Annotated in this window: 12 protein-coding genes and 1 pseudogene; 10 read left to right on the top strand and 3 right to left on the bottom strand. The window is 39.5% G+C overall.

Annotation, left to right across the window (positions count from 1 at the left end; all coding sequences use genetic code 11):
• Positions 1 to 141 precede the first annotated feature (141 nt).
• The 7 genes from V7137_RS27735 to cysI all read left to right on the top strand — a co-directional run bounded on the left by V7137_RS27735 (position 142) and on the right by cysI (position 9,973).
• On the top strand, positions 142 to 369 hold the full coding sequence (locus V7137_RS27735; protein ID WP_335701047.1) for a hypothetical protein: 228 nt from the start codon (positions 142 to 144) through the stop codon (positions 367 to 369).
• 161 nt (positions 370 to 530) lie between these two features.
• Positions 531 to 3,116, top strand: coding sequence for a bifunctional acetaldehyde-CoA/alcohol dehydrogenase (gene adhE / locus V7137_RS27730; RefSeq protein WP_335701046.1), 2,586 nt, complete (start codon positions 531 to 533; stop codon positions 3,114 to 3,116).
• 226 nt (positions 3,117 to 3,342) lie between these two features.
• Complete coding sequence (hpt, locus tag V7137_RS27725) at positions 3,343 to 3,870, top strand: hypoxanthine phosphoribosyltransferase (protein WP_335701045.1); 528 nt, start codon at positions 3,343 to 3,345, stop codon at positions 3,868 to 3,870.
• Between the two features lie 93 nt (positions 3,871 to 3,963).
• Positions 3,964 to 4,467 (top strand): DinB family protein, encoded by a 504-nt coding sequence (locus tag V7137_RS27720; protein WP_335701044.1) that lies wholly within the window; start codon positions 3,964 to 3,966, stop codon positions 4,465 to 4,467.
• 474 nt (positions 4,468 to 4,941) lie between these two features.
• A complete protein-coding gene (gene ftsZ, locus V7137_RS27715) occupies positions 4,942 to 6,090 on the top strand; it encodes a cell division protein FtsZ (protein WP_335701043.1) in 1,149 nt (382 codons plus the stop codon).
• 319 nt (positions 6,091 to 6,409) lie between these two features.
• The gene (locus V7137_RS27710) at positions 6,410 to 8,230 is read left to right on the top strand and encodes an assimilatory sulfite reductase (NADPH) flavoprotein subunit (RefSeq protein ID WP_335701042.1); all 1,821 of its coding nucleotides are present in this window, start codon (positions 6,410 to 6,412) and stop codon (positions 8,228 to 8,230) included.
• 24 nt (positions 8,231 to 8,254) lie between these two features.
• Complete coding sequence (cysI, locus tag V7137_RS27705; RefSeq protein WP_335701041.1) at positions 8,255 to 9,973, top strand: assimilatory sulfite reductase (NADPH) hemoprotein subunit; 1,719 nt, start codon at positions 8,255 to 8,257, stop codon at positions 9,971 to 9,973.
• A 152-nt stretch (positions 9,974 to 10,125) separates the two neighbouring features.
• Here cysI and V7137_RS27700 read toward each other — a convergent pair whose 3' ends face one another.
• The 3 genes from V7137_RS27700 to V7137_RS27695 form a co-directional block, all read right to left on the bottom strand.
• Positions 10,126 to 10,575, bottom strand: a complete 450-nt coding sequence (locus tag V7137_RS27700; protein WP_218347309.1) for a S1 domain-containing RNA-binding protein — start codon at positions 10,573 to 10,575, stop codon at positions 10,126 to 10,128.
• Between the two features lie 116 nt (positions 10,576 to 10,691).
• A complete protein-coding gene (locus V7137_RS30820) occupies positions 10,692 to 10,874 on the bottom strand; it encodes a helix-turn-helix domain-containing protein (protein WP_420490189.1) in 183 nt (60 codons plus the stop codon).
• Positions 10,875 to 10,972: 98 nt separating this feature from the next.
• Entirely contained in the window at positions 10,973 to 11,119 is a 147-nt protein-coding gene (locus V7137_RS27695) for a hypothetical protein (protein WP_335701040.1), read from the bottom strand.
• Positions 11,120 to 11,325: 206 nt separating this feature from the next.
• On the opposite strand from V7137_RS27695, the gene V7137_RS27690 reads away from it, so the two are divergent.
• The 3 genes and pseudogenes from V7137_RS27690 to V7137_RS27680 all read left to right on the top strand — a co-directional run.
• Positions 11,326 to 12,456, top strand: coding sequence for a glycerate kinase family protein (locus tag V7137_RS27690; RefSeq protein WP_335701039.1), 1,131 nt, complete (start codon positions 11,326 to 11,328; stop codon positions 12,454 to 12,456).
• Between the two features lie 179 nt (positions 12,457 to 12,635).
• On the top strand, positions 12,636 to 13,331 hold the full coding sequence (locus tag V7137_RS27685) for a FadR/GntR family transcriptional regulator (protein WP_335701038.1): 696 nt from the start codon (positions 12,636 to 12,638) through the stop codon (positions 13,329 to 13,331).
• 122 nt (positions 13,332 to 13,453) lie between these two features.
• Positions 13,454 to 13,759: pseudogene (locus tag V7137_RS27680) on the top strand (proline dehydrogenase family protein); the annotation flags it as partial.

Genomic DNA, 13,759 nt, shown 5'->3' with positions numbered 1-13,759 from the left:
GCACTGTCAACCTCCCAGAAGGACTGCGACCGACATAAAAACTATAATTTACCATGATTCACACTTTGTTCAACATTTCACAAACTATTTTCCAAATTTCATGTTATGATCAATTCATAAACAAATAAGGAGTGAAAATACATGATGGTTTGTGAATGGAAAACCTTCTCGACCGATTCTGAAACTTATACACTGGAAACATTCGAAGAATCAGTTGGTGACGAATTTGAGGCAATGTATTTCAAAGAAAATGTAGACGTTCCTGCCTATATTTGGACCGTAAATTACGTGATCATTGTTAAGAAGTATTCGAAAGTTCTAACCGACATTTTATTCGAAAAGATACCGCGTAATCCTGTGTGTGAATAACAAATTGCGTAAAAATCAAGTGAAATGTTTTTATTTTTAACAGATAATGTGAAAAACTTCACAAATAAGACACCCAAAGAAAATGCCAACTTGATTGTTTATATTTTTTATAAACATTTGTGAAAAACTTCACAAAAACTAAATCAAACGGAGGTATTACGATGACAGTGGTAGAAACGGCAGTTAAAGAAAAGCAAAATGTAACAAAGATGGTTAATGTTTTGGTGGAGAAGGGTCTAAAAGCCTTGGATGAATTCCGTAACTTTGACCAAGAAATGATTAATGAAATTGTCAAAGAAATGGCCTTGGCTGGTCTTGACCAACACATGCCGCTTGCGAAATTAGCGGTTGACGAAACAGGGAGAGGGGNNAAAAACATGTTTGCTACAGAATATGTTTATCATAATATCAAATACGATAAAACCGTTGGTATCATTAACGAAAATGAACTTGAAGGAATGATTGAAATTGCGGAACCCGTGGGAGTTATTGCGGGAGTAACACCCGTAACCAACCCAACATCGACCACTATGTTTAAAGCACTTATTTCGATAAAGACCAGAAATCCAATTATTTTTGCCTTCCACCCATCAGCTCAAAAATGCAGCAGCGAAGCGGCAAGGGTTCTTAGAGATGCAGCAATCAAGGCGGGAGCTCCAGAAAATTGCATCCAATGGATCGAAATACCATCGCTCGAAGCAACCCAAGCTTTAATGAACCACTCCAAAATTTCATTAATTCTTGCCACTGGGGGTGCGGGCATGGTTAAATCAGCATACAGTTCAGGGAAGCCTGCTCTAGGTGTAGGGCCAGGAAATGTCCCTTGCTATATTGAAAAAACGGCGAATCTTCATCAAGCAGTAAATGACTTAATTTTATCAAAGACGTTTGATAATGGAATGATTTGTGCATCTGAACAAGCAGTTATTATAGATAAAGAAATTTACGACGATGTAAAACAAGAAATGATGGAAAATAATTGTTATTTTTTAAATGAGGAAGAAAAAGCGAAGGTGGAAAAATTAGTCATTAATGAACAGTCCTGTGCGGTTAACGCCGCTATTGTTGGGATGGCCGCTTCTAAAATCGCTGAAATGGCAGGAGTAAAGGTTCCAGACCATACGAAGATCCTTATTGCTGAAATAAAAGGTGTTGGACCAGACTACCCGCTTTCAAGGGAAAAATTAAGCCCAGTGCTCGCATGTTACAAGGTAGGCAGTCTTGAGGAAGGACTAAAACGAGCAGAAGATATGCTGGAGTTCGGTGGGTTAGGTCACTCAGCTGTCATTCACACCACTGACCAAACGGTAATTCAAAAGTTTGGCTTACGGATGAGAGCAGGCCGAATTATTGTCAACGCCCCATCTTCACAAGGTGCGATTGGTGATATATACAATGCCTATATGCCGTCCTTGACCCTTGGCTGTGGAACGTATGGCGGAAACTCAGTTTCTACAAACGTGGGCACCATTCATTTGATCAATATTAAAAAAGTAGCCAAAAGGAATATAAATATGCAGTGGTTTAAAGTTCCGTCTAAAATTTATTTCGAGAAAAACTCTACACAGTACTTAGCAAAAATGCCGAAGATTTCAAAAGCATTTATCGTCACAGACCCTGGAATGGTGAAATTAGGCTATGTAGATAAAGTGCTATACTATTTAAGAAAACGTCAAGATTATGTGCATTGCGAAATCTTTTCAGATGTTGAACCGGATCCATCCATTGAAACAGTGATGAAGGGTGCCGAAATGATGGCTAATTTCCAGCCTGATGTAATCATCGCATTAGGCGGCGGGTCTGCCATGGATGCAGCCAAAGGAATGTGGTTATTTTACGAACATCCAGATACTGAATTCTTTGGCTTAAAACAAAAATTCTTAGATATTCGAAAACGAATTGTTAAATATCCACATCTCGGCCAAAGGGCACAATTCGTGGCTATTCCGACGACCTCTGGAACAGGTTCGGAAGTAACTTCCTTCTCGGTGATTACAGATAAAGAAGCAAATATTAAATATCCGCTTGCTGATTATGAATTGACTCCTGACGTGGCGATTATTGATCCGCAATTTGTGATGACCGTACCTAAACATATTACTGCCGATACGGGGTTGGACGTCTTGACACACGCGATTGAAGCTTATGTTTCGTGTATGGCGAATGACTTTACCGATGGCCTGGCAATTAAAGCAATCCAACTCGTATTCGAGTACCTGCCAAGAGCCTACAAAAACGGACAGGATGAAGAAGCGCGTGAAAAGGTTCATAATGCTTCAACCATTGCCGGCATGGCCTTTGCTAACGCATTTTTAGGTATTAACCATAGTTTAGCTCATAAACTTGGTGCCGAATTCCATATTGCACATGGACGGGCGAATGCAATCCTGATGCCGCATGTTATTCGCTATAATGCAACCAAACCGAAAAAATTTACAGCTTTTCCGAAGTACAACCATTTTAAAGCTGACAAACGGTATGCTGAAATTGCCAGAATACTAGGTTTACCTGCAAACACCACTGAGGAAGGTGTAGAGAGTCTTGTTCAAGCTATTATCAAACTAGCAAAAGAACTTGAAATTCCAATGAGTCTTAAAGCAAATAATATTAATAAAGTTGAGTTCGAAAACAAGGTAGACTATTTAGCAGACCGGGCATTTGAAGACCAATGTACCACAGCCAATCCGAAGCTGCCATTAGTAATAGAATTAGCCGAAATTTACCGTCAAGCATATAAAGGTGTATAATAATCATCGCCAATACGAAAAATCAAACTAATTGGTTTTTCGTATTGGTTTTTATTTTTTGGCCCTGTTAAATTAAAAGGTAGATTTTTAATGAAATGATTTTTGCAAAATTCGCGACACTCCTGCGGGAACGTGAGCCAGGTGAGACCGCGGAAAGGGAGTGAATATTACAAAAATCACCACTATCCATTTACAGAGCCTATTTTATTAAAAGAGGGTGTATTTTGTGGCATACAGAATAAAAGATGTGATGATTTCCGAAACCAAAATTAAAGACAGAGTAAAGAAATTAGCCGAGCAAATTGAAAGTGATTTTAATAATGAAGCCATTGTTCTAATCGTTGTTCTTAAAGGATCATTTATCTTCGCTGCCGATTTGATTCGTGAGATGAAGGGGGATATCAAAATTGATTTCATCTCAGTATCCAGCTATGGAGATGAAACAGCAACAACGGGTAAAGTAAGATTACTAAAGGACCTTGATGCGAATATTACCGGTCAGAATGTTTTAGTGGTTGAGGATATAATAGACAGTGGCCTGACCTTGCATTTCTTGCGCGGCCATTTGAAATCACATAATCCGAAACAAATAAAAATTTGCACGCTATTAGATAAGCCCGAAAGAAGGAGAGTAGACTTGCCGGTTGATTATGTTGGCTTTGTCATCCCAGATGAATTCATTGTCGGCTATGGGATTGATTATGCACAAAAGTATCGAAACCTACCATATATTTCAACGGTTGAGGAGTATTAAACAGTTTATTGATTTTAGTGGGAAATTTCCCTATTTTTAACATAAATGGTATACTTTTATTGTAAAAATTTATGAATGTTGGAGGAAAGAATCATGTATACTTCTATATCTGAATTTATCGGGGAATGGAATCAAGAAGCATCCTCTACTCAAAAGGTGTTAGATGTCCTGACAGACCAATCCCTGCAACAAGCGGTATCCCCAAATGACCGTACGTTAGGGAGAATTGCGTGGCATGTTGTAGCTAGCACACCAGAAATGCTCAACGAGTTTGGCATATCTATAGAAAAAGTTGAGAATGGAAATGACGTACCATCTTCAGCAAAAGTAATTGCTGATACATTTCGCAAGGTTAGTGCTGACACAATGGACGCAGTTAAGCAGCAATGGACAGATGCATCTTTAAAAGATATGAAAAATGTTTTTGGTATGGATATGCCAAAAGGAGTTACTCTCTCTCTGTTGATTAAGCACATCATCCATCATCGTGGTCAAATGACCGTCCTTATGCGCCAAGCTGGATTAACTGTGCCAGGAGTATATGGGCCAGCACGCGAAGAATGGAGTCAAATGGGGATGGAAGTTCCCGCTTTATAAACGTACATACTGATCCTGCAAAAAGCACACTTCACAAGTGTGCTTTTTGTATGTCAAGTGAATTTGAACAGGTAATTCCTCTTAATGCTGACATTACGAATACTTCTTCCATTTTGAATCAAAATAGCTTGATGATATCATCGTGCTAGCATTCTGATAGTATTAGTTATCGCTATCCTATCAACTAACTTGATATCTATCGAAAGATGTATTTCAAAAGTACTGCTTTTCAAAATGGTTTTATTAATTTAACATTTTTGTTAAAATTTTCTACAAAATTCAACAAAATTTATCTGAATTGAGTGTTAGCTTACTATATTAAATCCGCTATTATTTTGGTAAAATACGAATAAGAAAAAAAATAATACATACAACAACAGAGCATTTGTTAGTTAATCGATTGCTAGACTATATAAAACTAAGATTTTTTTAAATAGTGAGGCAAATATTAAACGGATGTGCAGGAGGATTAATATGTGGGATTTTGACATGGATATAGATCAAGTAGCTAGAATAAAAGTAATTGGTGTTGGCGGCGGCGGGAATAACGCTGTCAATCGGATGATTGAGGGCGGCGTTCAAGGTGTCGAATTTATTGCAGTCAATACAGACGCGCAAGCACTAAACTTATCAAAAGCAGAGATTAAAATGCAAATTGGCGCACAATTAACACGAGGATTAGGGGCTGGCGCTAATCCAGAAGTAGGTAGAAAAGCGGTTGAAGAGAGCAGAAGGCAACTGGAAGATGTACTAAAAGGAGCAGACATGGTTTTCGTCACAGCTGGAATGGGCGGAGGTACAGGAACGGGTGCTGCACCTGCAATTGCAGAAATATCCCGCGCGCTTGGCGCGTTGACGATTGGGGTTGTGACTCGTCCGTTTGGATTTGAAGGTCGTAAACGTGCCTCAAATGCTGCAAACGGAATTGAGTTAATGAGTCAAGCGGTTGACACCTTAATCATTGTTCCAAATGATCGCCTCTTGCAGATTGTTGATAAAAGAACACCGATGATTGAAGCGTTCCGAGAGGCAGATAATGTCCTTCGTCAAGGTGTTCAAGGAATTTCTGACTTAATCGCCGTACCTGGATTAATTAATCTGGATTTCGCTGACGTTAAGACCATTATGAGTAATCAAGGCACGGCTCTTATGGGTATTGGGGTTGCTAAAGGGGATGGACGAGCAGTAGAGGCAGCCAAAAAAGCTATTTCCAGTCCATTATTAGAAACTTCGATTGACGGAGCCCAAGGGATCCTCATGAATATTACAGGTGGGAAAGATTTAAGTCTATATGAAGTGCAAGAGGCAGCTGATCTTGTCGCCTCTGCGGCAGATAAAGATTTAAATATGATTTTTGGTTCGATTATTAACGAAAATTTTAAAAATGAGATCATGATAACGGTAATTGCGACTGGCTTTGTTGATAAACAGGCACGAACTAAAAGTCCTTCTGCCCCAATCCAAAAGGATGGACCATCAAGAATCCAATTCCAAACCCAACCTATACAGGAACCGGTAAATCAAGTTGAACCTTCGCATGATTATGGAAGCTACGGAGAAGATGTAGAGGAGTCTATCGACATCCCTACGTTTTTGCGTAACCGAAACAGAAGAAATCGATAGCATTTTCTTTTACCCGGCGCAATGAGGACTGAGTGACGTGACAACTGCCAAAACATTGGAAAATGTCACGTATCGCTGCAACATTGCGCCATTTTTTTAATAAAATGATGTAGTTTTTATGAAAGCAATCAACGTAATCCAAGAAATTAGATTTTAATCGTTTAATTCGTTAAAACCGACTTGACTTATAGGAATAGTAAAACTATTATTATATTAATCATTTTTTGACTGAAAAGTATGTATTATAAGAATTGTTGAAACAAGTCATGATAAATAAATGATCACGATAAGTTATTAATCCTTAGTGAGGTGGATTTTGGTGCAACTTCAAGTATTGAACAGTCCTTTTAATCAGGAGCAGGCAGAGCTTCTAAACCGCATTCTGCCTACGTTGACAGAATCACAAAAAGTTTGGCTGAGCGGTTTTTTGGCAGCAGCCCAATTCTCGTCGGTTACAGGGGAAGGGAATGGACAGGTAGCAGAACTATCTAGTGCTAATACGGCTCCGACTATTTCAAAAGATGTGACCATCCTTTTTGGTTCACAGACAGGAAATGCTCAAGGACTTGCAAAGAAGGCTGCCAAGAAGCTTGAGGCAGATGGTTTTCAAGTAACTGTCTTAGCGATGAGCGATTTTAAACCTAACAATTTAAAAAAGGTCGAGAATTTACTGATCGTCGCAAGTACCCATGGAGAAGGTACACCGCCTGATAATGCCCTATCCTTTCATGAATTTCTACATGGTAAACGGGCTCCTAAACTAGATCATCTACGCTTCTCTATTTTGGCACTTGGTGACAGTTCGTATGAGTTCTTTTGTCAAACAGGAAAAGATTTTGATAAACGTTTAGAGGAACTAGGCGGTTTAAGACTTTACCCGCGCTTTGACTGTGACCTTGATTACGATGAACCAGCAGCTGAATGGCTTGCGGGTGTTCTAAGTAACTTAAAAGAAGGAGACGGAGGCAGCAAAGTTCCATTACAAGAACAGGTAACTCAGATTGTAGAATCTACCTACTCCAGATCTAATCCATTTAGAGCAGAAGTACTTGAAAATATTAATCTGAACGGCCGCGGCTCGAATAAAGAAACGCATCACCTTGAGTTGTCGCTTGAAGGGTCAGGTCTTACTTTTGAACCTGGTGATAGTCTAGGTATCTATCCAGAAAATGATCATGCGCTTGTTACCTTACTCTTGGAGGAAATGAACTGGGATCCAGAACAACTGGTAACTGTGAATAAAAAGGGAGAAAGTCTCCCGCTTAAAGACGCACTTATCTCTCACTTTGAAATTACGACATTAACGAAACCGTTGATTGAGAAGGCAGCCCGCCTTTCTGCTAATCAAAATTTACAGGAACTTCTCTCTCCAGGTAATGAAGAAAAATTAAAAACGTACATTGATGGCCGTGATTTACTTGATTTATCCCGAGATTTCACTCCATGGATTGGATCGGCTCAAGAGTTTGTCGACATTCTTCGGAAAATGCCGTCCCGACTATATTCGATCTCGAGCAGTTTAGCAGCTAACCCTGATGAAGTTCATTTAACAATCGGAGCTGTACGTTATGAAGCACACGGACGTGAACGAAAAGGCGTTTGTTCGATTCAGGCAGCGGAGCGTCTGCAGCCAGGTGATACAGTGCCAGTGTATATCCAACATAACGACAACTTTAAACTTCCAATGAATCCAGATGCCCCAATCATTATGGTTGGCCCAGGGACTGGTACAGCACCGTTTCGTTCCTTTATGCAAGAGCGCGAAGAAATCGGCGCTGAAGGGAAATCTTGGTTTTTCTTCGGGGACCAGCATTTTGTGACAGATTTCCTTTATCAAACAGAATGGCAAAAATGGCTGCAAAACGGCGTATTAACGAAAATGGATGTTGCCTTTTCACGTGATATGGCTGAAAAAGTGTATGTCCAGCACCGCATGCTTGAGCATAGTAAAGAGTTATATGAATGGCTTGAAGAAGGTGCACACCTATACATTTGTGGGGATGAAAAAAATATGGCACATGATGTTCATAACACATTAATTGAAATTATTGAAAAAGAAGGCAGCTTAAGCCGTGAAAAAGCGGTAGAATATCTAGCCGAGATGCAGCAGCAAAAACGTTATCAGCGTGACGTATACTGATTTGGGATGGAAAGGAGTTTCACCATGGTTAATCAAATTTTAAAAGCGCCTGAAGGCCCGCCAAGTGATGTAGAAGGTATTAAAGAAAGAAGTAATTATTTGCGCGGGACTCTTAAAGAAGTAATGCAAGACCGGATAAGTGCCGGAATTCCTGATGATGATAACCGGCTAATGAAACATCATGGCAGTTACTTACAGGATGATCGCGACCTCCGTAATGAGCGTGCCAAACAAAAACTTGAACCTGCTTATCAGTTTATGTTACGTGTCCGATTGCCTGGAGGGGTTGCTTCTCCTGATCAATGGCTCGTAATGGATGATCTTGCTGATAAATATGGTAATGGAACTTTGAAACTGACTACTCGTGAAACGTTCCAAATGCATGGGATTTTAAAATGGAATATGAAAAGCACAATTCAGGGGATTCATCATGCCCTTATGGATACCATTGCTGCTTGCGGCGACGTCAATCGTAACGTTATGTGTTCTTCAAATCCATATCAATCTGAGATTCATGAAGAAGTATATGAATGGTCTAAAAAGCTGAGCAATGATTTATTGCCGCGCACAAGAGCGTATCATGAAATTTGGCTGGATGAAGAAAAAGTAGCAGGAACACCGGAATTCGACGAAGTCGAACCAATGTATGGTCCGCTGTACTTGCCACGGAAGTTCAAAATCGGAATCGCTGTGCCGCCAGGAAATGATATTGATGTTTTTTCACAGGACCTTGGCTTTATTGCGATTGTGGAAGATGAAAAACTAATCGGTTTTAACGTAGCAATTGGCGGCGGAATGGGAATGTCGCACGGGGATAAAGCAACTTATCCACAGCTTGCAAAAGTGATTGGCTTCTGTAAACCTGAACAATTATATGATGTAGCCGAAAAAACGATTACGATTCAAAGGGACTACGGAAACCGATCTGTCCGTAAAAACGCTCGTTTTAAGTACACAGTCGATAGATTAGGTTTAGAAACTGTTAAGGCTGAGCTCGAACATCGACTTGGCTGGAATTTAGATGAAGCAAAGCCGTACCATTTTGACCATAATGGTGACCATTATGGATGGGTCAAGGGAGTAAAAGGAAAATGGCATTTCACGCTGTTTATTGAGGGCGGACGTGTCGCTGATTTTGATAATTACAAGCTTAAGACCGGCTTGCGTGAAATCGCAAAGGTCCATACCGGCGATTTTCATCTGACTGGAAATCAGAACGTTATTATTTCAAATGTCTCCACTCAGAAGAAGAAAAAAATAAATGACCTTATTGAGCAATACGGTTTAACTGATGGTAAGCATTATTCCGCGCTGCGCCGCAGTTCAATGGTATGCGTTGCTCTCCCAACCTGTGGTTTGGCGATGGCAGAGGCAGAGCGCTATTTACCATCATTAATTGATAAAATTGATACGATCGTGGATGAAAATGGACTGGGCGATAAGGAAATTACGATCCGTATGACAGGGTGTCCGAATGGCTGTGCCCGACATGCCCTTGGGGAAATTGGTTTTATCGGGAAAGCACCAGGAAAATACAACATGTATCTTGGCGCTGCGCATGATGGCAGCCGTTTAAGCAAGATGTACCTTGAAAACATTGGCGAAGAAGAAATCTTAAGTGAACTACGCGTTTTACTTTCTCGATATGCGAAAGAACGTGAAGTGGGCGAGCACTTCGGTGATTTTGTCATTCGTGCCGAGATCATCAAAGCTACCACGGACGGTACCAATTTTCACGACTAATAAATAATCACAAAAAGGCAGGGGAGGTATTCCTGTCTTTTTTGTCATGGTAAAAGGTGTCCAAGGAAGAACATCTGCATAAAAAAAGCAAACACGGTGACATACGCCATGTTTGCCTTTTCATATCTATTAGTAGTATTTAAAACGATGCGTTATCCGCGTCTTCCGCCTCTGCCGCCCCGTTTAGTTTCAGTGCTGCGTTTTAAGGTAGATAAATTTTCTTCACTAGACTTCAAAAATTTCGCGATTTTATCTTCGAAATTTTCCTTTGGTTTAAAATTGCTCTTTGAACGGAAATCTTTAGAACGGTTATCTACTCTTCCCTGACGTGGTGGACGTTGGGAATAAGACGAGGTTTGTCCTTCGGGCTTATCTATAGCTTTTTTGATGGACAAGGCAGTCTTTCCGTCCTTCTCACTAATTACTTTAACTTCAATTAGGTCGCCAACCTTTAAATGGTCGTTTACGTCTTTTACATAGCTGTCTGCTACCTCACTGATATGAACTAGCCCTGTTGTTCCACCTGGCAATTCTACGAATGCTCCAAAACTAGTGATGCCTGTTACTTTACCTTGAACCTTAGTACCTACCTCGATTGACATAAAAAAATGTTCCTCCTCAATAATGTTAAAACCACTTTATTATAACAAATATCTAGCGTTAATATCAATATCGATCAGAAAATAAAATTTCATTCTTTTTTTTCATCTGATGGTTTTTAGTCAATAGTTGAATATTTTATTTTATGAAGCACATAGCCTGTGAAGAGTTGAAATAAATCAATAAAATTTTTGGGATTTTTGTTGGTTAACAACTCGATTTTTTGCAAACGATAAGCTAAACTGTTGCGATGAATATGGAGCTCTGCTGAAATAGCATTCATATCACCACTATTCTCAATAAAGCTAATTCAAGTCTCTATTAGTTCCATACCTTTTGGACTTGACTCAAGTTCACGATAAAAGTTGCTGATTTCTTCAAATTCGATATCCTTATTAGTTAAATAGTCAATAAATTTGGCTCTTTAAGACTGTTTCCTTTTACAATGACTGCTATTCTATCAATATCGAGTTTAATCCCCACAGCTTCTCCGTTATTAATAAATGCTTGGTCATAGTCATCCGTTCGAAAAATCCAATGATACATAAACTCCTCTTTCATTTGCCCTTGAATTCTCCGCTCTTTATATAAAAATTCTTGGTTGATTAAGGTGGCTGTGAGGTCACCCTCGTTTTTTCATATAAATAAAAGTTGAGAATTCAGTGAGAAGACCATAAAATTTGTGTATCGGAGTCATGTTACAATTTTATAAAAAAATGTTTTTCTAATTTAAATATAAAGGACAGATGGGTATGAAGTTTGTGTTAGCGCCTGATTCATTTAAGGAAAGTATGACGGCGAAAAAAGCTGCCCTTGCCATGGAAAAAGGAATCCTAAAGGTGTTCCCTGATGCCGAATGCGTGATTGTTCCAATGGCAGACGGTGGAGAAGGAACTGTGGAGTCACTTGTAAGTATGTCGAATGGGGAAATGATTAAAACAGAAGTCATTGGACCATTAGGGGAAAAAAGAATCGCCGAATTTGGTCTATTAGGAGAAGGGCAAACAGCTGTGATAGAAATGGCAACAGCAAGTGGACTAGAATTGATCCATCCTGAGGATCGTAATCCATTAGTAACCACCACTTTTGGAACGGGTCAATTAATTAAACATGCCCTTGATAAGGGGGTTAGCCGCATCTTAATTGGCATCGGCGGGAGTGCAACCAATGATGGTGGGGCTGGAATGCTCCAAGCGCTTGGTGTCTCTTTTAAAGATCAGAATGGTGAAGAACTTTCCTTTGGCGGCGGGGCTTTAGGTCGATTGCACTCCATTGATGTCAGTGGATTGGATGAACGAATATTCGCAGTTAAGATTGATGTAGCCTGTGATGTCACCAATCCTCTCATTGGGGATAATGGGGCATCTGCTATTTTTGGTCCGCAAAAAGGGGCAAGCCCTGAGATGGTAAAACTACTTGATCGGAATTTATCACTTTATGCAAACTTGATCAAACAAAAACTAGGTAAAGAAATTGCCTTTATGGAAGGGGCCGGAGCGGCTGGTGGATTAGGTGCCGGGTTAGTTGCTTTTCTAAATGCTCAGTTAAAAAAGGGTGTCGAACTAGTTATTGAATATACCGGTCTTGAAGAGCGAGTCAAGGGTGCCGACTATGTTTTTACAGGTGAGGGAAGTATTGACGGCCAGACTTTATATGGGAAAACACCCTATGGGGTTGCAAGCATTGCTTTAAAGCATTCGGTTCCTGTCATAGCATTTGCAGGCCGAATCGGAAATGGTGTCGAACCATTATATGATCATGGATTTAATGCCATTATTGGAATCTTGCCAGGTGTGACCAATTTAACAGAAGCTTTGGAAAAAGGGGAAACCAATTTAGCTTTCGCTGCAGAAAATATATGCCGAGTGATAAAACTAAAATAAATGGCGCTGGAGCTGGATTCAGACAACATTTTCATTGTTTTCGACTATTAATTCCTATAAAAACAAAAGCAGCTGTCGAAATTTCGGCAGCTATTTTTTATATCAATTGTAGAAAACTGTCGATAACAGATATAATATCAGTAGTTCTACAAAAAGATTAAAATCCAAGGAGCGAGAAGATGGTTGGTTCTCCCAAAAATATAACTGTTGAATCAGTAAATCGAAATACTCTATCTAAGCAAGTTGTCGAAAGTATTATCCAATTATTAATTAGTGGGCAGATGAAACCTGGAGACAAACTCCCGACTGAAATGGAACTGATGGAAAAGCTTGAGGTGAGCCGGCCTGTTTTACGAGAGGCTCTAAGTTCACTCCAATCACTAGGTGTTATTTCCCGAAAAACGCGTGAAGGTACTTTTTTTAACAATAAAATCGGCAGTCATCCTTATTCCGTTATGCTAGCACTAGCGCATGATAATATTCCAGCTATGGTAGAAGCACGAATGGCCTTGGAATTAGGCTTAGTAACGATGGCGGCTGAAAAGATTAATAATGAGCAGCTTAGCGAATTAAAAGAAACGATTGATTTTATTGCAAACTGTAAAGATGACAATTATGGGGAAGCGGATAATGAATTTCACCGAATTATTGCCTTAAGTGCAAATAATCCGATCGTGGAAGGGATGATTGATTCCTTACACATCACACTTAGAAAAATTGACAGCCACATAAAAGTACGAGAACGAGAAAGAACCCTTGAGCATCATTTGGCCATATATGATGCCTTAGTTAAAAGGGATCCCTATCAAGCATTTCATGCGATGTATGTACACCTTAATTATGTTCGTGAAAAAGTATTAAAACAAAATCTCTAACACAGAATTACCCTTTTTTGTAATCAGTTTCAGGGACTTTATGTTGGAAAATTCGCAAAATAAATTTTATTGAAAGCGTATGCTATAATAATGGTAAAAACAACAGCAAGGGGATAATCACTATGTTGAAAGACATTTTTATGGGTTTATCACAAAATCAATTTTTGAATAGTACAGCTAAAAAATACGGTTTAAAATTAGGTGCACAAAGTGTCGTAGCTGGTACTAATATACCTGAAGTAATCCAAAGTATTAAAGAACTCAACGCACATGGAATTTCATGTACGGTCGATAACTTAGGGGAATTCGTTTTTAAAGAAGAAGAGGCCACTGAGGCAAAAGAACAAATTTTGAAGGTCATCGACGCCATTCATGAGCATAAAGTGGATGCACATATTTCTTTAAAACCGACGCAGATAGGTTTAGAT

The organism is Neobacillus drentensis (assembly GCF_036962765.1).
Classification (GTDB): domain Bacteria; phylum Bacillota; class Bacilli; order Bacillales; family Cytobacillaceae; genus Neobacillus; species Neobacillus drentensis_C.
The sequence above is the reverse complement of the archived record's forward strand: the minus strand, read 5'-3'. Positions and strand labels throughout refer to the sequence as shown.

Excerpts from the sequence above, each read along its gene's own strand:
- V7137_RS27735 (WP_335701047.1), top strand. The coding sequence starts at position 142 with ATGATGGTTTGTGAATGGAAAACCTTCTCGACCGATTCTGAAACTTAT.
- V7137_RS27720 (WP_335701044.1), top strand. The coding sequence starts at position 3,964 with ATGTATACTTCTATATCTGAATTTATCGGGGAATGGAATCAAGAAGCA.
- ftsZ (WP_335701043.1), top strand. The coding sequence starts at position 4,942 with ATGTGGGATTTTGACATGGATATAGATCAAGTAGCTAGAATAAAAGTA.
- cysI (WP_335701041.1), top strand. The coding sequence starts at position 8,255 with ATGGTTAATCAAATTTTAAAAGCGCCTGAAGGCCCGCCAAGTGATGTA.
- V7137_RS27700 (WP_218347309.1), bottom strand. The coding sequence starts at position 10,575 with ATGTCAATCGAGGTAGGTACTAAGGTTCAAGGTAAAGTAACAGGCATC.
- V7137_RS27695 (WP_335701040.1), bottom strand. The coding sequence starts at position 11,119 with ATGTATCATTGGATTTTTCGAACGGATGACTATGACCAAGCATTTATT.
- V7137_RS27690 (WP_335701039.1), top strand. The coding sequence starts at position 11,326 with ATGAAGTTTGTGTTAGCGCCTGATTCATTTAAGGAAAGTATGACGGCG.
- V7137_RS27685 (WP_335701038.1), top strand. The coding sequence starts at position 12,636 with ATGGTTGGTTCTCCCAAAAATATAACTGTTGAATCAGTAAATCGAAAT.